This window comes from Methylovulum miyakonense HT12, from assembly GCF_000384075.1.
GTDB classification, from domain to species: Bacteria; Pseudomonadota; Gammaproteobacteria; order Methylococcales; family Methylomonadaceae; genus Methylovulum; species Methylovulum miyakonense.
The window spans coordinates 1978764-2002130 of record NZ_KB913025.1 but is presented as its reverse complement, the minus strand read 5'-3'; the positions used below and the strand labels follow the sequence as shown (position 1 = coordinate 2002130).

Genomic DNA, 23367 nt, shown 5'->3' with positions numbered 1-23367 from the left:
CCTATTTAGCAACCGTAAAGTGGAGGACATCTTCAGTCAAGTGCCCGTCCGCCGCGAAAACCTTTAACCTAAGCGCATAATCGCCAGGCTCCAGGGAAGGCACGTTGATAAGGATCTGCCCTTGCTTATGGCCTTCGGCAATCGTCAACAAAGTATGTTTGTCGCCTTTACTGACTAAAAAAATTTGTGATAATCCTCGCTCAATTTTGGAATTGAAGCTCAATTCCACTTGCGTCGCTTGATGGGCATGAATGGGCGTGGTCTTTAGCGAATCTTCGGTCACTACGGCGTGGGCGAAAGCCTGACCTACCCAAGTTATTGATAATAAAGCGATCATCAATCTTATTTTCATGTTAGCTCCCTTTTTTTCCTTTCAGTGCATGGCTAGCCAAGTTTTTGCCTAAATCCCAGATTGATCCGGGGACTTGATGGGTATCCGCAATGGTTTTGTCAAAAGACGTGACAATATGGTCGCGGTCTTGTTGCGTCAGGTTAAGCGGCGGCAGGAGCTTGACAACATTCATGCCGTGCCCCGCCACCTGTGTCAGGATATGATGTTCCTTAAACAACGGGATCGTGATCATCTGGCAGAACAAGCCTTTGTTTGCCGCTTCCAGCATCGCCCACGCGGCCTTCAGGGTCAAACTTTTCGGAGACTTGAATTCAATGGCGATCATCATGCCCTTGCCACGCGCTTCCTTTAAAAATTCATATTTGCCGCTCATCGCGTTCAGGCTATTGATAATGTCGGTGCCGACCTTAGCGCAATTGTCGACCAATTTTTCTTCGGCAAGCACATGTAAAGTCGCAAGGCCCGCCGCCATGGCCATATTGTTTTTGGAAAACGTCGAACCATGCACGACCGCCCTGTCCATGCGGTTGTAAACCGTGTCCATGATTTTTTGCGTGATCGCCACAGCCCCCACGGGGACAAACCCACCAGACAAGGCTTTCGCCATACAAATCATATCGGGGCTGACATTCCAATGGTCGACCGCCCAGAATTTGCCCGTACGCCCTAAGCCCGTCTGGACTTCATCGGCGACAAACAAGGTTCCGTATTGCTTGCATAAGCGTTCGACTTCTGGCAGGTAGTTGTCATCCGGCAGGTTAACGCCTTTGCCTTGAATCGGTTCAACGATGAATGCGGCGACATCTTTTTGGCTTAATGCGGCTTCCAATGCGCCCAAGTCATTGAAGGGGATTGCGCTACAACCGGGCAGTAACGGGCCGAAGCCTTCACGGAAAATGTTTTCACCGTTTAACGACAATGAACCCATCGTTAGGCCGTGATAGCCATGTTCGCAAAAAACGATCTTTTCGCGTTTGGTCGTATAACGGGCAAATTTAATCGCCGCTTCCACGGCTTCGGTGCCTGAATTACAGAAAAAAATCTTGTTAAGGTTTTCGGGGGTGGTTTTCACGATTTCCTGCCCGAGCAAACCGCTAAGCACGGACACATCCAGTTGCACGAGGTTGGGCAATTCTAGCGTTAAGGTTTCTTGCAAGGCGCTGATAACGGTAGGGTGGTTCCTGCCGATGGCAAAAACGCCGAAACCACTGAGCAAGTCCAAATACTCGGTGCCATTTTGGTCATAAAGATATTGTCCGACCGCCCTTTGGTAATGGCGGTCATAACCTATGGTTTTTAAAACCCTAACCATTTGATTGTTCAAATACTGCTCGTGCAGGTCGAATTTATCGGTGCTATGTTGCGCGAAGAGCTCGGCGATGCTGAAAGTCATTAAATACCTCGAAATTAAGATTACGTCAGATGGGATTGTTAATTCGTCAGCGCGGTTCGAGATTTATTTGCGCTGTTGGTTCCAAGAGGCGTGACCGTGATTGTGCCTGTCATGTTGTGGGATTGGTTCGCTAGCCCAAGCCGCTAAACGGCCTGCTTTTGATTAAAAGCACTCTAGTTGAAGCACTAGCGTTTGCCCGTTTTGGTTTACCGTAAAACACTGGGGGAGTGATAAAACTCACTAATATTGTTGAGGTGTTGCGAGACGGCTTTAAGTGTTTTTTTAGCCGCATTAAACTGCAAACCTAATTTAATGAGCTTTGGCAATTCAAAAGGATGTAGTGCCAAAAATAACAACAGGCGGCTTAAAACAATGTCGCCCTGGTCATTTTCGGCATATTCAATGGCATGTGGTAAATCCATTGTCACGGGATCAACAATCGCGCGGATAGCCAGAAAAGGGACTGCATTGCATTTTGCTATCTTAGCTACCGCAATGCTTTCCATATCTAAAGCTATCGCCCCGGTTATCGACTGCATCTGGAGCTTTTCCTTACTGGACGATACGATAGCCAAACTTTCGGCTAAGCGTCCGGTATGGACAGTCACCGATTGCGCCAATAATGCTTTGCTATAGCGATGCCAGTCACTGTCAATGTCAATTTCAACATCTTGGCTATCAACTAAGGTGTCGGCCAGGGTCAGATCCCCAGATTTCAGCGTTGCGCTCAAGGCGGCGGCACAACCCCAGCTGATCAGCTGGGTCGCCCCTTTCGTGATCAGTAGTTTGGCTGCCGATTGCGCATTTTTAGAGCCTGTCCCTGAATAAGCGACCAATAATTTGTTGGCAATAAAAACGCAATGCCCCTTGTCAATGCGTTTTGATGTCAGCGTCGCCAATTCCTCAGGAAGCGCGACCACAATGCCGGAGATCATTTTTTAGCCAGCTCGTTACGGTATCTTGCCAACGCCCATAACGGGAAAAACTTATCATAGCCATGGTATTTCAAATAAAACACTTTGGGGAACCCAGGGGCGGTAAAACACTTGTCATTCCACATACCATCGGCTTGTTGATGGCGCAAAATAAAATCAATGCCCGCCTTAACTTCGGGGCTGCGCGCCTCGCCTGCGGCCATCAAGCCCAATAAGGCCCAAGCCGTTTGGAACGCCGTGCTGAAACGGTATTTGCCACTATAGCTAAGGTCATGGTAGCTGAAATTATCCTCTCCCCAACCGCCGTCCGCACGTTGCACGCTTTTTAAATATGCGGCGGCTTTAGTGTACATGGCGTCGGTTTTTGGCAAGCCAGTCTGTTCCAAGCCTAACAATACCGACCAAGTGCCGTAGATGTAATTGGTTCCCCAACGCCCAAACCATGAACCATCCGCCTCTTGCTCGGTACGCAGATAAGCGACCGCGCGTTCCAAAGCAGGGACGTATTCTTCATGGTCTTTGGCAACCCGCGCCATCAGCATCGCACAACGCGCACTGACATCAGCGGTGGGCGGATCCAGCAAGGCACCGTGGTCGGCAAAGGGGATTTCGTTCAAATAGTAGTAGGTGTTATCGACATCGAACGCACCATAGCCGCCATTCTGGGATTGCATACCGACGATCCAGCGGGTCGCGCGGTGGATGGATTCATCCAGCTCCGGCAATTGCGAATCCGCCATCGCAAACCCGACAATAGCCGTGTCATCGACATCGGGATAATGCGGGTTGGCAAATTGGAAGGCCCAGCCGCCGCCTTCCAAATCCGGTTTGGCAATACGCCAATCACCGGGTTCGTCTTTCAACTGCTTGGATTTCAACCATTCATAAGCGCGGGTCAATGCCGGATTAACAGCATCCCCAGAACCGCCTTTCACCTTATCCGCTTCCTGTATCGCCAAAGCCGCCAAAGCCGTATCCCAAACTGGCGACAGGCAAGGCTGGCAATAGGCGTCGTATTCGTTGACCACCAGCAATTTGTCGATCGCTTTACGCGCGGTCACCACCAGTTCATGATCCTTCGGATAACCCAATAACAACAAGGCTTCGTAAGAATTGACCATGGCCGGGAAAATCCCCCCCAAACCATCTTCACCGTTCATGCGTTCGACAAACCAGTCCCTGGCTTTTTCAATGGCGCGTTTGTGCATGGCCTTTGGAATCAAAGGACGTGTTATCCGGCCCAGTTGGTCCAAACCTAAAAATATTTTATTCAACAAAGTCCGTTCAGGGAAATAATGCCATTCTTTGTCCGGATGTGTGATGAACAACTCCAGGATATTGACATCATTAGGGTTTTTAGCGGCAGCCTTTAAGGTGCACAGGATAAACAACGGCACCATCACTGTCCGTGACCAATAAGACACTTTATCCAGATGGAACGGGAACCACTTGGGGAACAGCATGATTTCGACCGGGATATACGGCACCCCACGCCAAGGCAGCTGTTTGAACATGGCAAGGGCGATGCGCGTGAACACATTGGCTTTTGCCGCACCGCCTTGGCTGAGGATGTAATGCCTCAAACGCACCATATGCGGCGCATCCATGGCGTCCCCGGCCATTTTTAACGCGTAATAGACTTTGACGCTGCCGCTGAGGTCGCCGACACCGCCCGTAAACAGCGGGTAACTGCCGTCTTCCGATTGCCGTGAACGCAAATAATTGGCGATTTTGGCTTGCAGGACTTCATCAATTTCGCCGATATAATGCATCATCATGATGTATTCGGACGGGATCGTGCAATCGGCTTCCAATTCAAACACCCAATAACCGTCCTTATCCTGAAGGCCGAGCAGCGTTTCTTGGGCTTGGCTAATCGCCTTGTTCAGGTCATAAGCGTTGGAATGGATCGCATTGGACGCGCTAGGCGCATGGCTATGGTCGAGGTAATGGGTAGCATCAGTAAACATAAATATTGTCCTTAAAAATCTAGGTTAGCTTTTAGAGGAGGGCATTGGGTATGACCAGTCCGGCGTGGCAAGCCCACGGCTGGCCAGGTTGAACAGTAATTTGAGCAGCATATTGCTACGGCCTAAAGCCTTAGTGGCAACAATCGTCGCTTTGACGCTGTTGCGGGTAATTTTCACTTGATCGGAATGGTTGAAATTTAGGTTTTGCTTAATTTTGCACAAAGTAAGCACTGCCATCCCTATCGCCCAAAGGCAAAAATTGCGCATACCAGTTTCATGGGCCGGTATCAACAGCGTGTATTCCAAAGCATTGCGCAAATGCCCATGGGCAATGCCGACCAAGTGCTCCAGCCCTTTTCTAAACAAGGCCGAATCAGTGCCGGGGTTTAGGGTTTTAAGGTCAAAACCGGTTTCAGTAAAAATATCCTGTGGCAACCAACAAACGCCGCGCCCGGCATCATCCCAAATATCTTTCAAAATATTGGTCATTTGCAAACCTTGCCCGAATGATACCGATAGCTTGAGCATGGCCTCACGGTGCCGGGCAATGTCCGGTGAATAATGGCAAAAAAGCCGCGTCAACATTTCGCCCACACAACCGGCGACGTAATAACAATAGCGGTCCATATCTGCGAGCGTGGCAAGGCCATTATGTAAATTCTGGGCTTGAAAAATCGGCATGCCTTCGGCCATGGTCTTTACACAGCCCGTCAATGCCGCGACTTGCTCGGCATCAAAGGTATGGGTGATTTGGATGACCCTAGGCAAAACATGGATCAAAGCATGCTCAGCCGCAATCGTTTGGCTGGAAAGCAAGGGGGAAAGCTCAACAGCGAACGGCTCGGAATTTTCCCCGGTTTTGACCACTTCAATGAATTCGCTACAAAAATGGTGTTTTTGCCCGGCGGTCAGTGAAACCTCGTCTTCTATGGTGTCAACGATACGGCATAGCAAATAGGCGTTCGCGACCGCACGGTAAAGTTGGGCAGGCAGTTGCGGGATCGTAAGCGCGAAAGTCCTGGACACGCCTTCAAGCAATACCGCCTGAAAATCATCATCCGAAAGCTGATAAAGCAATTTTGGGTTATCCAGAGATATTCGAGGTGTGCCCATAATTTTACAATTTAACCGTGTTCATTTATGTATAGTCGCTTGGCAACAATAATAGACTGTTTGTTGGTATTTTGCAAAGTAATGTTGTTTTATTACAAACACCCTGATTTAGAAGGCATTGCAAGCCATTTATTGGGAGAAAAAACAGCCATTTATGCAGGACTGTTGTATTTATGCGAAATCCCACTAAAATCTTCCCTATTACAGGAGCTCCTGGAATATTTACCGCAAACACTGGAGTCATTAGCTAAAAGATAGTATTCTAGTCAGTAATAGCTAAGCAATTGTATTATATAAAGCCGCAATCTAATTTGAAGATTTTTTCAGACAAACCCAGCTAGAGGGTTGTTTTTCAGTCACTAGCGTTTTATTGTTGCTTTATTGCCACACGCTTAATATTTTTCACACTTTAGAGCCAGGCCGGTAGCCCGTCATTAAGCTATTGCCAACCATAACAATTTTGGAGGATTTACAATGGGTGTTCCATTACGTCAGCAATTAACCGTTGGCAGCTACCTTATCAAACAAAAACTCAAAGGCGTCAAAAAGTACCCTCTGGTGCTGATGCTGGAGCCTTTATTCCGTTGCAACCTGGCGTGTGCCGGTTGCGGAAAAATCGATTATCCAGATGACATCCTCGACAAACGCCTGTCATTCGAAGAATGCATGCAAGCCGTTGATGAATGCAACGCGCCCATGGTGTCAATTCCTGGCGGGGAGCCGCTGATCCATAAGGAAATGCCGCAAATCGTTGCCGGCATTATCGCACGCAAAAAATACGTTTATCTGTGCACCAACGCACTATTGCTGAAAAAACGCATCGACGATTATACACCATCGCCTTACCTGACCTTTTCCATCCATCTGGACGGCATGCAGGAACGGCACGACACGTCGGTATGCCAAGAAGGCGTTTTCGACCGTGCTGTTGAAGCGATTAAACTGGCTTTAGGCAAAGGTTTCCGGGTCACCATCAACTGCACGCTGTTCCAAGGTGAAAATGCCGAAGAAGTGGCTGAATTTTTAGATTATGCCATGGAACTCGGCGTCGAAGGCGTCACCATCGCACCCGGCTTCAGCTATGAACGCGCCCCGCAGCAGGACGTGTTCATTAAAGGCCGTGATGTCAAAGAATTGTTCCGGGGCATTTTCAAAATCGGCAAAAACCGTAAATGGAAACTTAACCACTCCTCGCTTTATCTTGATTTCCTTGCCGGAAACCAAAAATACGAGTGCACCCCTTGGGGCAACCCCACGCGCAATGTGTTTGGCTGGCAAAAGCCTTGCTACCTGTTGGCTGACGAAGGCAATGCGGCAACTTTTCAGGAGCTTCTCGACACCACACCTTGGGACAAATACGGCAACAGCACCAACCCCAAATGCGCAAGCTGCATGGCGCATTGCGGCTATGAAGCAACGGCTGTTGAAGACATGCTGAAGCACCCGTTAAAAGGCTTGCTGACGGCTATCCGTGGCCCCAAAACAGAAGGTGACATGGTTCCCGAACCGTTGCCACTGCCTTTGGCAGAAACCCAAACACCACGCTTAGCTGGCATCCCAATCAGAGTGGAAATGGCCGATTAACCGCCCACATAGGCCGATGCAAATAGGCTATCGGCCTATGCGATAATCGACAAACTTAACATAACACTATGATTTAGGAGATCCGCGGTGACCGTGTTTAAAATACATTCGTTCAACAAAATAAGGTGCTTGGCAACACTCGTGATGCTGCTGTTAGGCGCGTCGCAAGCTTTTGCCGAAGAAGCCAGCAGCGCCAGACAGATTGTCGACAAATTCCAGGCGCAATTGATCGCAGTCATGAAAGAAGGCAAGCAATTAGGCTACTCAGGACGCTACGACAAACTACAAGACGCCGTCTCGAACAGCCATGATTTGACAAAAATCGCCCGCATCGTCGTTGGCAAAGAATGGGAAAAACTATCCGAAACGCAGCAGCAGCAGCTGGTTGATGTGTTTAGCAAGCTCAGCATCGCTTCCTATGCGCATAATTTTAAGGAATTTACTGGCGAAGCCTTTATTTTTGATTCAGAAGAAGAAACCACAAGAGGCGGTGTCGTCGTCCATGCCCGCCTGACCATCCCTGACGAAAAGGATGTCAAATTTGATTATATGCTGAAAGAAAAAGGCAATAGTTGGCGGATCATCAATATTATTGCCAATGGTGTCAGCGATTTGGCGTTGAAAAGATCGGAGTACACCAGTATTTTGCAACGCGAAGGGTTTGATGCTTTAATAGCAAAAATTAACGAAAAAATTGATAACTATTCAAAATTATAGGTTTTACAAGCAATGAAAGGACACCCTAACGTTGAGCTTCACGCCACCATTAAACAAACCCTTCCCTACTTGCTAATGGGGATATTCGCGTTAAGTGGCTGCGCATCAAGCAACACGGGAGGCCAGCAAAGCGTCTACAGCAAAGCGGACCCTTATGAGCCTATCAACCGCAAGATCTATAATTTCAACGACAAGGTTGACGATTATATTGCCGAACCTATTTCCAATGTTTATAAGGCAATAACCCCCCAATTCTTGCAAACGGGCGTGTTTAACTTTTTTAATAACTTGGATAATATCAACGTCATTTTGAATGACGTTTTGCAAGGCAAGCTTCATCAAGGCGCTGAAGATACCGGGCGTTTTGCCATGAACTCAACCTTGGGGCTGCTCGGCGTGTTCGATGTCGCGAAATCGGTTGGCCTGCAACAAAACAACGAAGATTTTGAGCAGACACTTGCCGTATGGGGCATACCACGCGGCCATTATCTGGTCATCCCTTTCCTTGGGCCTTTGACCGCACGCGGCATTCCCGGCGCCGTGTTTGACACCGCCGCCAACCCGTCATCATATGTCGGGGCGCCCGTACAGCTAGTTTCGCTGCTCAACAAGCGGGCGAACGCCGAGGGCGCCCTAAAATTTATTGACGAAGCCGCCCTAGACCCCTACGTCTTTACCCGTGAATCCTTTTTACAGTGGCGCGCCAGCCTCGCTAATGACGGCAAATCTGTAGAACCGGCAGACTTTGAAGATGAACTTGGCACCGAGGAAGATTCATCATCCCCAAAAGCTCCAAACGTCCTGAAACTAAACTTTAGCTTCAATAGCGGGCAGTTCAAACAAGCTTCCCGGTCTTTTAGCAGCACTTCCGCATCATTTGAAAATACCGCCGAATCTTTTAAAAAATCCAGCGAAAAGCTGGATGATTTGAAGATACGTCACTAAGGAGAAAGCCACAGGGAAGTGGCCTTAAAAACGTATCAAAGAGTGGACTTCATAATCGTACAACTTGTCCCGCCCTTCCAAGAAATCCAGCTCCACCACAAACGCACACGCTTCAACTGTCGCGCCCAATTTTTCCACTAATTCGCAACTGGCTTTTGCCGTACCCCCCGTCGCCAACAAATCATCAATCAGCAATACCCGGTCATTCATGCCAAACGCATCGCTATGCACTTCAAGCGTTGCGGAACCATATTCCAAATCATAAGCAACGTGTTGCACATCATAAGGCAGCTTACCCGGTTTCCTCAACGGCACAAAAGGCAGCCCCAACTCCCACGCAACCAGCGACCCAAAAATAAACCCCCGTGCCTCCATGCCTGCAACCGCCGTTATATCCCGGCCCAGAAACGGATGCAACAGCTGGTATACCGCCAACCTTAAAGCGGCCGGATCTTTGACCAACGGCGTAATATCCTTAAAAACAATCCCTGGCTTAGGGAAGTCAGGGATGTCGCGGATTTTGCTTCTCAGTCTATGCACACTCATCTCCAGTAATTAATAAAACTTTTACAACGGTCACCCACAAAACGCCCTGACCCTGTCCAAGATCCCCCGCACATCCAGCCCGCACACCGCCAGCAGCTCCTCCCGGGTGCCCTGTTCGACGAAGCAGTCGGGCAGGCCGATGGCCAGCACGGGCTTGCCGAGCTTTTGGCCGTGCAGGAACAGGGCAACGTTGCTGCCCGCGCCGCCGGAGAGGACGTTCTCTTCGAGGGTGACGAGGGTGTCGTGGCTGTTCGCCAGTTCGAGGATGAGGGCTTCGTCCAGCGGCTTGACGAAGCGCATGTTGGCGACGGTGGCGTCGAGCTGTTCGGCGGCCTTGAGGGCGGGGGCGACCAGGCTGCCCCAGGCCAGGAAGGCGATCTTGTGGCCTTGGCGCCTGATTTCGCCTTTGCCGATGGGCAAGGTGTCCAGGTTGTCCTGGACGGGGACGCCGGGGCCTTTGCCGCGCGGGTAGCGCACGGCGGCGGGGCCTTCATGCAGGAAGCCGGTGCTGAGCATTTGCCGGCATTCGTTTTCATCCGCCGGGGCCATGACGACCATGTTGGGGATGCAGGCAAGATAGCTGTGGTCGAAGCTGCCGGCATGGGTGGGGCCGTCGGGGCCGACGAGGCCGGCGCGGTCTAATGCAAACAGGACGTCGAGGTTTTGCAGGGCGACGTCATGGATGAGCTGGTCGTAGCCGCGTTGCAAAAAGGTGGAGTAGATGGCGACGACGGGTTTGGCGCCTTCGCAGGCTTGCCCGGCGGCAAGGGTGACGGCGTGCTGTTCGGCGATGGCGACGTCGAAGTAGCGGTCGGGGTATTGCTGGGAGAATTTGACCAGGCCGGAACCTTCGCGCATGGCGGGGGTGATGCCGAGCAGGCGTTGGTCTTGTGCCGCCATGTCGCACAGCCAGTTGCCGAAGACTTCGGTGTAGCTGGGGTGGGGCGAGGGGGTGGATTTGGGCAATCGGTCTTGGCTGGGGTCGAAGGCGGGCACGCCGTGGTAGGCGAGCGGGTCTTTTTCGGCGGGCGGGTAGCCTTTGCCTTTTTGGGTGACGATGTGCAGGAACCGGGGGCCTTGGATGTGCTTGAGGCTTTCCAGGGTGCTGACAAGCATGTCGACGTCGTGGCCGTCGATGGGGCCGATGTAGTTGAAGCCGAGTTCTTCAAAGAGGGTGCCGGGGACGATCATGCCTTTGACGTGCTCTTCGGTGCGCCTGGCCAGTTCCCAGACGGTGGGCATTTTGCTGAGGACTTTTTTGCTTTCTTCGCGGACGGAAGAATATAAACGGCTGGTGAGGATCTTGGACAGGTAGTTGTTCATCGCGCCGACGTTGGGGGAGATGGACATGTCGTTGTCGTTGAGGATGACCAAGAGGTTGGCGTCCAGGGAGCCGGCGTGGTTCATGGCTTCGAAGGCCATGCCGCCGGTGATGCTGCCGTCGCCGATGATGGCGACCATCTGGCGGTTCTCGCCGTTGAGGCGGGAGGCGATGGCCATCCCCAGGGCGGCGCTGATGGAGGTGCTGGAATGGCCGACCCCGAACGCGTCGTACTCGCTCTCGGCGCGGTTGGGGAAGGCGCAGACGCCGTCACGGCTGCGGATGCTGGTCATCCGCTCTTTGCGCCCGGTCAATATCTTATGCGGGTAGGCCTGGTGGCCGACGTCCCAGACCAGTTTGTCGGACGGGGTGTCGAACACATAGTGCAAGGCCACGGTCAGTTCCACCGTCCCCAGCCCCGCCGAGAAATGCCCCCCGGACACGCTCACCGACTGGGTCAGGAACTCCCGCAGCTCCTTCGCCAGCGGCTTCAGCAGCTCTTTGGGCAACCGCCGCACGTCGGCGGGGGTATTGATGTCGTCTAGTAGGGGAAAACTGGCGGGCTTATTCATGTATTCGGGGCTTCCTTTGAAATCGATGCAGAAATTTAGCAAGGATGTGATTATCCAGATTAATTTCTGAGTGATCAAGTTGGGTATTAAAAATCCCCTGCAAAATTAGAAAGGGATGCCCATTAATACAACACTTATTTCAAATGCCGGTTTTTCAACAACACATAATGCGCCGCTGAATATTCCAAAAACTCCCGTTCCGATTCTGTCAATGGGCGCGCCTGTTTCGCTGGCGACCCCACGTACAAAAAACCGCCCGCCAAATGTTTGCCTGGCGGGACCAATGCCCCCGCCCCCAACATGACATAATCCTCCAGCACCGCGCCATCCATAATGACCGCACCGATGCCCACCAGACAATAATCCCCTACCGTGCAAGCATGGACGACCGCGCGATGCCCAATCGTCACACCTTTGCCTATGGTCAGGGGATAACCTTGCGGCGAGAATTTTCCGGCATGGGAGACATGCAGCACCGCGCCGTCTTGGACATTCGTCCCCTCCCCTATCCAAATCCGCTCGACATCGCCACGTATCACCGTGGTAGGCCATACCGACACATCATCGCCCAAGGTGACATCACCGATCACCACCGCACTTTCATCAATGTAAACGGATACGCCCAACTGCGGATATTTGTCCTCAAACGCTCTTACTGGCACACAACCCCCTTTGCTTATGCTAAATTGGCATCATTTATAAACTGGCTATTTTGGCACGGCTAGCCGCTAAACCCTAGCCATACGCCCTGGCAACCCCAACATTAACTATGCTCGCAACCTTAGTCCGCTTTTCCTTACGCTTCCATGGCATCGTCATTGCCCTCGCCTTGCTCATCCTCGTCTACGGCGGTTACCGTTTTGCTGAAGCGGGTTTGGACATTTTTCCTGAGTTCTCGCCCAAACGGGTGATTATCCAAACCGAGGCATCGGGCTTTGCTGCCGAGCAAGTGGAAGTGCTGGTGACACGGACGATAGAAACGGCAATCAGCGGCTTGGCGGGGATGGAATCGGTGCGTTCGGAATCCATCCAAGGTTTGTCGGTGATCACTGCGACCTTCCGTGAAGACACCGATATTTACCGCAACCGCCAACTGGTCAGCGAACGCCTCGCCACCTTGACCACACAACTACCCGCTGGCATCACGCCTATCGCCATCCCCTTATCGTCATCATCGGCGACGGTGTTGACACTGGGCCTGAATTCCGGCCATAAAGACCTGATGGCTTTGCGCAGTTTGGTGGATTGGACCGTCGTGCCGCGTTTGCTGGCGGTGCCTGGGGTGGCTGATGTCAATGTTTTTGGTGGCGAGATTGCGCAATTGCAAATCCAAACCGATCCGGTGCAATTGCAACGCTTTAACCTGACCTTGGACGAAATCATCCAAGCGACAACCTTCGCCACCCAACATCTGGGCAGCGGTTTTATCGAAAACAGCAACCAACGCTTGACCTTGCAAGTGGCGGGAATGCCGCTGACACCGGAGCAATTCGCGAATATCCCGATTCCGCGCGTAGGTTCCGGGCGCAGCTTGGTCTTGGGCGAAATCGCCAAAATCCGTTACGCACCGGAACCACCGATAGGCGCGGCACAAATCAAAGGCAAGACGGGGATTGTGCTGATGGTCATCGGGCAATACGGCGCGAACACGCTGACCGTGTCGCGGCAAGTCGAGCAAGCCTTGCAGGAATTGCAACCCGTGTTCAAGCATGAGGAAGTCACGTTTTATGAACATCTGTTCCGCCCCGCCGATTACATCGAGCGCTCGCTAGCCAATTTATCAGGGCATTTGCTGATTGGCGGCTTGTTTGTACTGGTGGTTTTATATTTGTTTTTGTTTAACGTCCGCACGGCATTGATTGCCGCCGTGGCGATTCCGGTGTCCTTGGCGGGTGCGGTATTGGTATTACTGGCTTTGGATGTGCGCCTGAACATCATGGTGTTGGGGGGTTTGGCAATTGCCTTGGGTGAAGTAGTAGATGATGCGATCATCGACACGGAAAACATTTTCCGGCGTTTGCGGGAGTTTCGCGCGGGACAAGTAGGATGGGCTGACGAAGGAAGCCCGTCGTTAAATAACATAAACAACGTTACCCTCAGGGGCATAAATGGGCTTCCCTTCGTTCAGCCCAACCTACAAACTAAACCATTATCAACGATCGCTACAATCATCTACCAAGCTTCACTAGAAGTGCGTAGCTCCGTAGTCTACGCCAGTTTTATCGTCGCTCTGGTGTTTGTACCGTTATTAACGCTCGACGGTGTCGCTGGACGTTTGTTCGCACCCTTGGGTTATGCGTACATTCTGGCGATACTTGCCTCTTTGCTAGTCGCCCTCACCCTCACTCCGGCCTTGTGTTATGCGTTACTTGGCAACAGTGCAAATACCGCAGAAGAGCCGCCGCTGATCAAACGCCTAAAACCGCTGTACCAACGCGTGTTGCTCGCCGTCAACCAGCATTTCAAAACCATCATGGCAATCAGCTTCATCGGTTGCGCGATTGGTTTCACCGCCTTCTCGCAATTGCATAGCCAATTCTTACCGGAACTGCGCGAAGGCCATTACATGGTGCATACCACCAGCATTCCCGGCACATCGCTGCAAGAATCCTTGCGTATCGGCAGCCGTTTGACCGAGCAGTTCTTACAAATCCCTGGCGTTGAATCGGTATCGCAATGGGCGGGACGGGCGCAACGCGGTGCGGACACTTATGGCAGCCATTACAGTGAATACGAAGTGCGCTTGAAACCGCTGTCCGGCGCGGAACAGCAGAGCATCATGGATAGCTTGCGGGAGATTTTGGCAAGTTTCCCAGGCATTGCTTTCGAAGCCAACACCTTCTTAACCGAGCGCATTGATGAAACCCTGTCCGGCTATACGGCGGCGGTCGTGGTCAATTTGTACGGCAATGATTTGGATGTGTTGGACAGCAAAGCCCAAACCATCGCCGACATCATGCGCGGCATGGAAGGTGCGGCGGATGTCCAATTGCGCTCGCCGCCCGCCACGCCCTTGTTGCAAGTCCGCCTTAACCTCGACCAACTGGCGTTTTACGGCTTGCTGCCCGCCACCGTGGCGGAAACCTTGCAAGCCGCTTACGAAACCCGTGTTGTCGGCAAAAATGTCTTGGGCAACAAAGTCCTGAACGTCGCCGTCACCGTCACTCCGGAACTGCGCCAGCAACCCGAATCCATCGCCGAATTGCCTTTACGCGCCAAAGACGGCAGTTTCATCAAACTGCGCCAAGTCGCCGATATCCGCCACACCACCAGCCGCTATTCCATCCTGCACCAAAACGCAAGGCGGCGGCAAACCGTGACCTGCAATGTCTTGAACCGTGATTTGGACGCGTTCATGCAGGAACTGAAAACCCGTGTCCTGCAAAACATCCCCATCAGCAAAGACAGCTATCCCGAATTCACCGGGGCCGCCGTCGAACAAGCCAAAGCGCGGCAGGCCCTAATCATCCATTCTTTGTTGGCCGGTACGGGCGTGTTGATGTTCATCTATCTGGCAATCGGTAGCGTGCGTCTGATGTTGTTGACGTTATGTAATCTGCCGTTTGCGCTGATCGGCGGCGTGGCGGCGGTGTTGCTCACCCACGCCAGCTTGTCGGTCGGCTCGGTGGTCGGCTTCGTGACACTGTTTGGCATCACCGTGCGCAACAGCATCATGCTCTTGTCGCACTACCGTTATTTGGTCGAGGTGGAAGGCCGGGCGTGGGATTTGGACACGGCTTTGCTAGGCGCACAAGAACGCCTGCCGTCGATCCTGATGACCGCGCTAGTCACCGCCTTGGCGATGTTCCCGATTGCCTTTAACAGCGACAACCCAGGCCGCGAGATCATGGGGCCGATGGCGGCGATCATCGTCGGCGGCTTGGCTTCTTCCACGGTATTGAATTTGTTGTTATTGCCGGGGATTCTGTTGCGGTATGGGCGGTTTGGCAAAGAAGCGTAACTTATCGGGAAGTTTTTTGACCTAACGGCCTAAGCCCGTAGTATATTTACCCCCATCATAAATAAAGAACATTTATATCAGGGCCATAACCCATGAAAAACACCCCGCTTGCCCCAACACAGCTCTACAAGCCTTGCAACATCGGACACTTAACATTTGATTCCACCACCGAACTGGAAGACATAGAAATCACGGTCGGCCAGGAACGTGCCATGGACGCCATCAAATTTGGTATCCGCATCCATAAAAACGGCTACAACATTTTTGCCATGGCCCCCGCCGGCACCGGAACGTTAACCGCGGTGCGGCAATTGGTCGAACACGAAGCCAGCCGGCAGGCTATCCCTTCGGACTGGTGCTATGTCCATAACTTCCGGCAACCGGCAACCCCCCTGGCGATCCAACTCCAAGCAGGGCAAGGCAAAACCTTTAAGGCGGATATGGAGGAATTGATTGATGAATTAAGCGTTGCGATACCCATTGCGTTTGAGGGTGACGGATACCGCTCCCGGGCCGGTGAGATTGAAAGCCAATCCCGGCAACGCGAAATCAATGAATTCAGCGAATTGCGCGATAGTGCGGCTAACGCCCATATCATGCTCTCGGAAACCCCCACGGGCTATTCCTTCACACCCGCCACTGAAGAAAACCAAGAAATTAGCCCGGAAGAATTCAACAAACTGGATAAGGACAAACAACATGAAATACAGCAAGCCATCATCGGCTTGCAGGAACGTTTAACGCAATTGCTAAAAAAATTCCCCACCTGGCGCAAAGAAGCCAAACGCAAGCTGCAAGCCCTTAACCGCGAAACCGCCGAACTTGCCGTCAACCATTCCATAGACGAGCTGATTGAAAAATATGCCAAGCAGCCCGCCGTGTTGGCTTATTTGCAAGCCGTGCAGAAAAACATTATCGACCATGTCGGGGATTTCATACCGCATGGCGAAAAAATGTTCCCTTTTATGGAAATGCCGCAAGAATCCGACCCGTTTAAACGTTATCGCGTTAACTTGATGGTGGATTTAAGCGATAAAAAATCCGCACCCGTAATTTACGAAGACCATCCCAATTACAGCAACCTGCTGGGCCGCATCGACCATCAGGCGTACATGGGCTCATTGGTCACTGATTTCACGATGATCAAACCAGGGGACTTACATAAGGCCAATGGCGGTTACCTTATCCTGGATGCCCGCAAGCTATTGTTCCAGCCGTATGCCTGGGAAACCTTGAAAAGGACTTTGCAAGCCGGGGAAATCCGCGTTGAATCCCTGGAACGTGCGCTTAGCCTGATCAGCACCTCGTCGCTGGAACCCCAGCCCATCCCGCTGAACGTAAAAATCATCCTTTGCGGTGACCCGTTGATTTACTATTTATTGAGCGAGTATGACCCGGACTTCCACGACCTTTTTAAAGTCGCCGCCGATTTTGACCGCGCCGTTGCACGGGAAGATGCCAGCCTGAATTATGCGCGTTTGCTGGCGACCATTGCCCGCAACGAAAAATTACGCCCGCTCAGCCAAAACGCCGTCGCCAGGGTGATAGAGCATAGTTCCAGGATGACGGGCGATGCCGAAAAGCTGTTGATCCATCTGCGCAGCATCAAAGACTTATTGACTGAAGCCGATTATTGGGCGGCGGATAATGGCCATCCCCACATAACCAATAGCGATGTGCAACAGGCGATAGACCATAAAATCCACCGCCTGGACAAAATCCGCGAAAAGCTCTACGAAAATATCCACCGTGGCACAGTGTTGATTGACACCGAAGGCAAAGTGACCGGGCAAATCAATGCGCTTTCGGTGTTGCAATTGGGCGAATTTAGTTTTGGCCAGCCTTCCCGCATCACCGCGACCACCCGCTTAGGCAGCGGTAAAGTGGTTGATATTGAACGCGAAACCGAATTGGGCGGCGCCATCCATTCAAAAGGCGTATTGATACTGTCAAGCTTCATTGCCGCCCGGTATTCCCGTACCAGCCCCTTCTCCATCGCCGCCAGTTTGGTGTTCGAGCAATCTTATGGTTTTGTCGAGGGCGACAGCGCGTCGCTGGCTGAACTGTGCGCCATCTTATCGTCGATCGCCCAGGTTCCGTTAAGGCAAGACCTCGCCATCACCGGCTCGGTCAACCAACTCGGGCATGTGCAGCCGATAGGCGGCGTCAATGAAAAAATCGAGGGCTTCTTCGATATTTGCGTGAAAAAAGGCCTGACCGGAACCCAGGGCGTCATCATCCCTGAAACCAACATCAAACACCTGATGTTGCGCTGGGATGTCGTCCATGCCGCCGAAAACCACCAGTTCAACATCTATGCCGTGGCGACCGTAGACGAGGCGTTGGAATTGTTGACCGGGATGGAAGCGGGTATCGCCAATGAGCAAGGCATTTATCCGCCGGAATCATTTAATGGCCAGATAGCAGCGCAATTGCAGCACTTTACGATGCTTAAAAAGGATTTTGATAAAAAATCGGAGCTGTAGGCTTGCATACGCTGGTTTAGCCCACTTGGCAACCCGCTTTGGCTCCGCGTAATAGTCCGGCGGCTTTGGCGGGGAAGTTGGCTACCGGATGGGGCATTCCGCGCCGTCCGCAAAGTTTATTGCCGCACCCAAGATGGCGGCACCATTGAAACGTTAGGGACGGGGTTTCAAACCCCATCCCGCTCAGAGACCCCGTCCCGCCCAGTTTCAAACCCAGCCCCTCCCAGAAGCCCCTTGCTACAGGGAAAAATCCGTTGCCGCCAAGCTGGCGACCCCGGTGACTTGAATGGAGAACTCGGCCGCATTGTCCGCATCAGTGCTGCCGTATAGGATATGGTTCACATCGTCGAAGCGCAGTTGCTTGCTTGCATTGACGTTACTGAAAGCGGCTGTGCCGATAAAGGTAAACGCGTCATTGGTGCCTGAAGTCGCGCTATTGGCATCTATGGTGGATAGGTCGATTTTGTCCAGTTCGCCGCTTTTGAAATCGGCGATGATGTCACGGTTGCTGTTGAGCGGGCCGCTCTCGGCAACCGCGTCGAAATCAAACCGGTCCGCCCCTAAGCCCCCTGTCAGCGTATCTTTTCCGGTGCCACCGGCCAGCACGTCGTTGCCGCCACCGCCGCCCAAAATATCGTTGCCAGCCAGGCCTTTCAAGACATTATTGACGCCATTACCGGATAAGGTGTCGTTAAAATCGCTGCCCAACAAGTTTTCAATCGTCGCCAAGGTGTCGGAACCGGCATTGACGGTGTTTTGCGCCACGGTAAGGGCAATGTCCACTTTGACACCTGCCGTGGCGCTATCGTAATAAGCCCAATCAATGCCGTCGCCCCCGATAAGGGTGTCGTTACCCGCATCGCCCCGCAGCACATCGTTGCCGCTTTTGCCGTCCAGCTTATCGTCGCCTTGGTTCCCGAACAGGACATTGTTTGCGCTGTTGCCGGTCATGGTGTTGGCCAGTATGTTGCCAGTCCCTTTAGTTGCCGCCGTACCGGTGAGCAACAAGTTTTCAATATTGGCACCGAGACTGAAGGTCACTGCCGAGCGCACGGTATCCGTGCCTTGGCCAGCCAGTTCGACGGCTATGTCGGCGGCATTGTCAACAACATAGACATCGTTCCCTGAACCTCCCGCCAGCAAATCCGCCCCTTTGCCGCCATCCAACAAGTTGCCGGCGGCATTTCCGGTGATGCCATTCGCCAGGGCGTTTCCGCTGCCGTTGATTGCGCCTGCGCCGGTCAGCACCAATTTTTCGACGTTAGCCCCAAGCGTGTGGGTAATGCCGGAGTAGACCGTATCCGTCCCTCCATTAGCCTGCTCGGTGACGGCATCGCCTATGTTGTCGATCACATAGGTGTCGTTGCCCAAACCTCCGGCCATCGTGTCGGCACCTTTGCCGCCATCCAGAAAGTCATTGCCGTCACCGCCATTTAAGTTGTCGTTGCCATCGGTGCCATACAACTTTAAATTTTCGGCCTGGCTAGACAACACCTTAAGCGTGTAGCTTCCCGTATCAGTGATAAACCCTGATGCCCCCAGATAATAGGTATTGCTGCTGAGCGCCGTGTATTCGATTTTAGCGTTTAGCGTGTCGCCATCATCATTAACCCTGATGACGGCCCCCGACGGGCTTAACAGTTGCAAGTAAGGGTCCGCTAAGGTGCCATCATCACTGGGCGCACCGTTAAGCTCAAAGACATAGTGGGTGCCCGCCTGTAAATTGATGCTAAACCAGTCGCTGTCGCCAGGGGCTTGGATCAGCCCTGTCACTGAATGGCCCGCACTAATGCTCCCGGCAGTCGAGGTGTTTGCTAAGAAATCGTCGACAATCGCCGTAGCGGCACTGGTTTTGCTTTCTTGCATACCCTGCCCATCGGTGTAGCTGGCTTTGACCCGTATGGCTTTACCTAGGTCGTCCTGGGTCAGGACATAGCTGCTATTCGTGGCGCCACCGATGAGCTCGTTGCCGCGTAACCACTGGTATTTGATGGCGCCTAGGTTGTCGCTGTCGGCGAGGTCATTGCTGGCGTTCAAGGTTTGCCCCAGGATGGCCTGGCCAGTGATTTGTACACTGCCTGTAGGCAAATGGTTGGTGATGATGCCGATCGTGGAAATATCATCTTTTGGCGAAAAATTGTCGTCCGTCAAATTGTTGGCATTGATATTTTGTAAGCGGACGTTAGTCTGCCAACCATAATTGGTGGCGGCGCCATCCCTATCCCATTGCAGCAGCGTGTCCGCGCCTTCTTGCACTAACCGGAAATAGCCTAGGCTGCTTTGGAACGGGTTGCCGCCGGAGTAACCCACGCTTTGGGACAAAAGGCCATTGACTTTCAGGATGTCACCGCCCGCACCTACCGTAAAATCCGTAGCCACCAATTTGCTGGCCGAATAATAGAGCAAGTCATAAGTGTCCTGGCCTGCACCGCCAGTCACTTTAGTCAGGGAATTGGCGTTATAGCTATAAACGCTTATCTGGTCATCACCAGCCCCTGCATCGATGATATTTATCGAGGCCGCATAATCGCCTTCATAATCGCCAAGGAAATCGTTGCCATCACCGCCAGTCAAGGTGTCGTTGCCGCTATCGCCGTAAAGCGTGTCGTTACCCGCGGTACCGGTCAGCTTGTCGTTACCGGCTTCACCATAAAGATAATTGCCCGTGGTGTCGGTTGTTTCCCCGCCGATCAAAACGTCATTGCCTTGCCCGCCGTATAAATAGTCATATCCGGCACCGCCATCAAGGAGGTCATTAGCGCTATAACCGTATAAACTGTCATCGCCCTCCAAGCCTGACAACTTATCATTGAGCACGCTCCCTTTTAGGGTATCGCCGTTTGCAGTCCCGGTCAGCGTCAGGCCTACCGTGCTGCCATCCATCGGCACGAGTGGCGTAAAGTTTCCGGCGGCCAATGCCGCATTATTGACATTTTTTAACCGGACGAGTGTCTGCCAACCATAGCCTGTTGCCGCCCCATCCCTGTCCCACTGCAATAAACTGTCTGCGCCGTTTTGTAACAGGCGCAAATAACCTTGGCCGGCATCAAATGGGTTACCCCCGGAATAGCCTATGCTATTGGCCAAGATCGCGTCTATATCCAGGATATCGCCCCCGGCACCGGTATCAAAATCCGTGACAACCACCTCCCCATACGAGTTGGGCGATAATTGGTAAGTGTCCTGTCCGGTGCCGCCCGTCACGGTCGTCACCGAGCCGGCATTGTAAGAATACACCCTGATCAGGTCATCGCCCGCCCCGGCATTGATGGTATTGGTGGTCAGCGCCGAGTCATATTCTTCGTCATAGAGATAGTCATTGCCATCGCCGCCTTTCAGCTGGTCACTGCCGGCCCCACCGTAAAGGTAGTCCGAACCGGCAGTCCCCGTCAGCTTGTCATTACCGGCGTCGCCTTGGAGGTTATTCCCGACCATATCGGAGGCATCGCCGCCAATCAGGATGTCATTGCCTAGGCCACCGTACAAAACGTCGTAATCGGCACCGCCATCCAGCAAATCATTGCCGCCATAGCCATATAACGTGTCGTTGCCCGCCAGCCCGCTTAAGGTATCGTCCACGACACCGCCTTTTAGTGTGTCGCCACCCGCCGTCCCGGTAAGGGTTATGCCCACCGAACTGCCATCGGGCGGTGCGGACGGGTTAAAGTTTTCCGCCGTCAAAGCGGTCGTGGTGGTGTTTTTCAAACGGATCACCGTCTGCCAGTTATAGTTGGTTGCCGAACCATCCTTGTCCCATTGCAACAGGGTGTCCGCACCCTCTTGCAACAACCTCAAGTAACTGAGCGAGCCATTGAAGGGGTTGCCTCCCACATAACCCGTGCTTTGATTTAGTAAACCGTCAATATTCAGCACATCACCACCAGCGCCCGTAGCGAAATCGGTGGCGACCAATTGGCCTTTTGAATAATACAGCAGGTCATAAAAATCTTGCCCGGAACCGCCCGTTACCGTAGTCACCGAACTGGCGTTGTAGCTATAAACACTGATCAGGTCATTGCCCGCCCCGGCATTGATGGTGTTGGTTGTCAGCGCCGAATCGCTTTCGGAATCGTACAGCCTATCGTCGCCGCCACCGCCATTCAGGGTATCGTTGTCGGCACCGCCGTACAGGGTGTCGTTACCGGCAGTGCCGGTCAAGGTGTCGTCGCCAGCTTCGCCTTGGAGATAATCCCCCGTGGTGTCGGCTGCATTGCCACCTTTCAAAATGTCGTTACCGAAACCGCCGTACAAATAATCATAGCCAGCACCGCCATCCAGCTGGTCGTTACCACCGAAGCCGTACAGGGTGTCGCTGCCGTCCAGCCCCGATATAGTGTCGTCATTTTCAGTCCCGTTCAAGGTGTCGTTGCCTGCCGTCCCGTCGATTACCGCCAGCAGCTGGTCAAAACTGTCAGTGGCGCTGATGGCGGTGGTTTCGATCACGCCTGTTGAGGCTTCCAAAAGCCAATCGCCCCCTAGGCCGCTGGCTCCTGTCAAGTCATCAGACGCAGCCACGTCCGCCCCTGTCAACTGGCCAATTGCCAATACGCCATGATCGCCCCCAGTAGGCACGCGCTCGCCCTCCTGCTGGCTCCTGTCAAGTCATCAGACGCAGCCACGTCCGCCCCTGTCAACTGGGCCAATTGCCCGATAAAAGCTTGTCCGTCACTGCCTTGGGCGATATTGCACCCGTACAACAACAGGTCGCCGTCGCTGCCCAACGATGCGCCTATGGCGGCTAATTCAGCGGCATAGCTGGCGCTGTTGCCGGTATCCAGATGGGCCGTCCCTAAATTGAGTTGCCCGCTGGCGCCATGCCCAATGACGTGGATCGCATCCAGTCCCGAACGCCCTTTTAAAACGTCCGCCATCTGCTTCAAACCGTCTTCCGTTGGCTTAAGGTAGAAAATTTCGGCATTGGCCGGTATGCCATCCAACAATGCCTGGATGTCGCTTAGGCCGGAATCAATGAAAACAACTTGGGAGGCTGTCAATGCGTTTGCTTGGGACATGGCTCTTGCTCCGATAACAATTAGTTTTAGTGGGGGCACAAGGTAAAAACCTTGATCATTTTATTTTTTACTGGGTGCAAGACTTACATGTGGCTAAGTTTGCTGCGTCGTCGGATGGCGAAATTACCTGTATTGGCCAATAAATAAAAGTAAATAATTACTTGTTTTTATAGAGGTACGGTAATTTTTCATAGCCGGTAAACATCGCCATTCCGGCAACGGCCACTTCGCCTTAAAAAGCTCACAAACACTGTACGCCTGCTTGGCCGTAATGGGCGGACCAGGGGCTGGCGGATCCGGAATGGCAATGGCCAACGCCGCCTTTATGCCTGAACGGCTAACGCCTTTGTGATGTAACTATGTCACAAGGCCTTTGCTTCTTTGAGGCTATACTCGGACAGCCCAGACCCACATGAACCTCATCTGAAAAGCCTCCGCCCCTACCAAAACCACAACTTAT

At 52.6% G+C, this 23367-nt stretch carries 15 protein-coding genes; 5 read left to right on the top strand and 10 right to left on the bottom strand.

The features are described 5' to 3' along the window. Position 1 precedes the first annotated feature (1 nt). The 5 genes from METMI_RS0110335 to METMI_RS0110315 all read right to left on the bottom strand — a co-directional run bounded on the left by METMI_RS0110335 (position 2) and on the right by METMI_RS0110315 (position 5763). Positions 2 to 352, bottom strand: a complete 351-nt coding sequence (locus METMI_RS0110335) for a copper resistance CopC family protein (RefSeq protein WP_029151609.1) — start codon at positions 350 to 352, stop codon at positions 2 to 4. Between the two features lies 1 nt (position 353). Continuing rightward, positions 354 to 1745 carry an aspartate aminotransferase family protein gene (locus tag METMI_RS0110330; RefSeq protein WP_019866214.1) on the bottom strand — a complete coding sequence of 464 codons (1392 nt, stop codon included), beginning with the start codon at positions 1743 to 1745 and terminating at the stop codon, positions 354 to 356. 206 nt (positions 1746 to 1951) lie between these two features. Continuing rightward, positions 1952 to 2680, bottom strand: coding sequence for a phosphorylase family protein (locus tag METMI_RS0110325; RefSeq protein WP_019866213.1), 729 nt, complete (start codon positions 2678 to 2680; stop codon positions 1952 to 1954). After that, the gene (gene shc / locus METMI_RS0110320; protein WP_019866212.1) at positions 2677 to 4650 is read right to left on the bottom strand and encodes a squalene--hopene cyclase; all 1974 of its coding nucleotides are present in this window, start codon (positions 4648 to 4650) and stop codon (positions 2677 to 2679) included. Before shc ends, METMI_RS0110325 begins: the two co-directional genes overlap by 4 nt. A gap of 24 nt (positions 4651 to 4674) precedes the next feature. Then, positions 4675 to 5763, bottom strand: coding sequence for a phytoene/squalene synthase family protein (locus tag METMI_RS0110315; RefSeq protein ID WP_029151608.1), 1089 nt, complete (start codon positions 5761 to 5763; stop codon positions 4675 to 4677). A gap of 474 nt (positions 5764 to 6237) precedes the next feature. Between METMI_RS0110315 and hpnH the strand changes: the two genes are divergently transcribed. The 3 genes from hpnH to METMI_RS0110295 all read left to right on the top strand — a co-directional run bounded on the left by hpnH (position 6238) and on the right by METMI_RS0110295 (position 9009). Further along, positions 6238 to 7347, top strand: coding sequence for an adenosyl-hopene transferase HpnH (gene hpnH / locus METMI_RS0110305; RefSeq protein WP_019866209.1), 1110 nt, complete (start codon positions 6238 to 6240; stop codon positions 7345 to 7347). Positions 7348 to 7491: 144 nt separating this feature from the next. Further along, a complete protein-coding gene (locus tag METMI_RS0110300; RefSeq protein WP_019866208.1) occupies positions 7492 to 8064 on the top strand; it encodes an ABC transporter substrate-binding protein in 573 nt (190 codons plus the stop codon). A 12-nt stretch (positions 8065 to 8076) separates the two neighbouring features. Next, entirely contained in the window at positions 8077 to 9009 is a 933-nt protein-coding gene (locus METMI_RS0110295) for an MlaA family lipoprotein (RefSeq protein ID WP_019866207.1), read from the top strand. Positions 9010 to 9033: 24 nt separating this feature from the next. Here METMI_RS0110295 and METMI_RS0110290 read toward each other — a convergent pair whose 3' ends face one another. The 3 genes from METMI_RS0110290 to METMI_RS0110280 all read right to left on the bottom strand — a co-directional run bounded on the left by METMI_RS0110290 (position 9034) and on the right by METMI_RS0110280 (position 12110). Beyond that, entirely contained in the window at positions 9034 to 9549 is a 516-nt protein-coding gene (locus METMI_RS0110290; protein ID WP_019866206.1) for an adenine phosphoribosyltransferase, read from the bottom strand. A gap of 36 nt (positions 9550 to 9585) precedes the next feature. Next, the gene (gene dxs / locus METMI_RS0110285; protein ID WP_019866205.1) at positions 9586 to 11448 is read right to left on the bottom strand and encodes a 1-deoxy-D-xylulose-5-phosphate synthase; all 1863 of its coding nucleotides are present in this window, start codon (positions 11446 to 11448) and stop codon (positions 9586 to 9588) included. Positions 11449 to 11582: 134 nt separating this feature from the next. Then, positions 11583 to 12110, bottom strand: coding sequence for a gamma carbonic anhydrase family protein (locus METMI_RS0110280; RefSeq protein ID WP_029151605.1), 528 nt, complete (start codon positions 12108 to 12110; stop codon positions 11583 to 11585). 107 nt (positions 12111 to 12217) lie between these two features. On the opposite strand from METMI_RS0110280, the gene METMI_RS0110275 reads away from it, so the two are divergent. Next, positions 12218 to 15409 (top strand): efflux RND transporter permease subunit, encoded by a 3192-nt coding sequence (locus METMI_RS0110275; protein ID WP_019866203.1) that lies wholly within the window; start codon positions 12218 to 12220, stop codon positions 15407 to 15409. A gap of 92 nt (positions 15410 to 15501) precedes the next feature. Then, positions 15502 to 17895, top strand: a complete 2394-nt coding sequence (locus tag METMI_RS0110270; RefSeq protein WP_019866202.1) for a Lon protease family protein — start codon at positions 15502 to 15504, stop codon at positions 17893 to 17895. Between the two features lie 237 nt (positions 17896 to 18132). On the opposite strand, the gene METMI_RS27450 is transcribed toward METMI_RS0110270, so the two are convergent. After that, complete coding sequence (locus tag METMI_RS27450) at positions 18133 to 22467, bottom strand: beta strand repeat-containing protein (RefSeq protein ID WP_083930251.1); 4335 nt, start codon at positions 22465 to 22467, stop codon at positions 18133 to 18135. Then, complete coding sequence (locus METMI_RS28145; RefSeq protein ID WP_019866200.1) at positions 22422 to 22907, bottom strand: DUF4347 domain-containing protein; 486 nt, start codon at positions 22905 to 22907, stop codon at positions 22422 to 22424. The genes METMI_RS27450 and METMI_RS28145 overlap by 46 nt, the downstream gene beginning before the upstream one ends. Positions 22908 to 23367: the final 460 nt, after the last annotated feature.

What these genes read in the sequence shown, in the direction of transcription:
- METMI_RS0110335 (WP_029151609.1), bottom strand. Translation starts at nt 352, where the DNA reads ATGAAAATAAGATTGATGATCGCTTTATTATCAATAACTTGGGTAGGT.
- METMI_RS0110330 (WP_019866214.1), bottom strand. Translation starts at nt 1,745, where the DNA reads ATGACTTTCAGCATCGCCGAGCTCTTCGCGCAACATAGCACCGATAAA.
- METMI_RS0110325 (WP_019866213.1), bottom strand. Translation starts at nt 2,680, where the DNA reads ATGATCTCCGGCATTGTGGTCGCGCTTCCTGAGGAATTGGCGACGCTG.
- shc (WP_019866212.1), bottom strand. Translation starts at nt 4,650, where the DNA reads ATGTTTACTGATGCTACCCATTACCTCGACCATAGCCATGCGCCTAGC.
- METMI_RS0110315 (WP_029151608.1), bottom strand. Translation starts at nt 5,763, where the DNA reads ATGGGCACACCTCGAATATCTCTGGATAACCCAAAATTGCTTTATCAG.
- hpnH (WP_019866209.1), top strand. Translation starts at nt 6,238, where the DNA reads ATGGGTGTTCCATTACGTCAGCAATTAACCGTTGGCAGCTACCTTATC.
- METMI_RS0110300 (WP_019866208.1), top strand. Translation starts at nt 7,492, where the DNA reads ATGCTGCTGTTAGGCGCGTCGCAAGCTTTTGCCGAAGAAGCCAGCAGC.
- METMI_RS0110295 (WP_019866207.1), top strand. Translation starts at nt 8,077, where the DNA reads ATGAAAGGACACCCTAACGTTGAGCTTCACGCCACCATTAAACAAACC.
- dxs (WP_019866205.1), bottom strand. Translation starts at nt 11,448, where the DNA reads ATGAATAAGCCCGCCAGTTTTCCCCTACTAGACGACATCAATACCCCC.
- METMI_RS0110275 (WP_019866203.1), top strand. Translation starts at nt 12,218, where the DNA reads ATGCTCGCAACCTTAGTCCGCTTTTCCTTACGCTTCCATGGCATCGTC.
- METMI_RS0110270 (WP_019866202.1), top strand. Translation starts at nt 15,502, where the DNA reads ATGAAAAACACCCCGCTTGCCCCAACACAGCTCTACAAGCCTTGCAAC.
- METMI_RS28145 (WP_019866200.1), bottom strand. Translation starts at nt 22,907, where the DNA reads ATGTCCCAAGCAAACGCATTGACAGCCTCCCAAGTTGTTTTCATTGAT.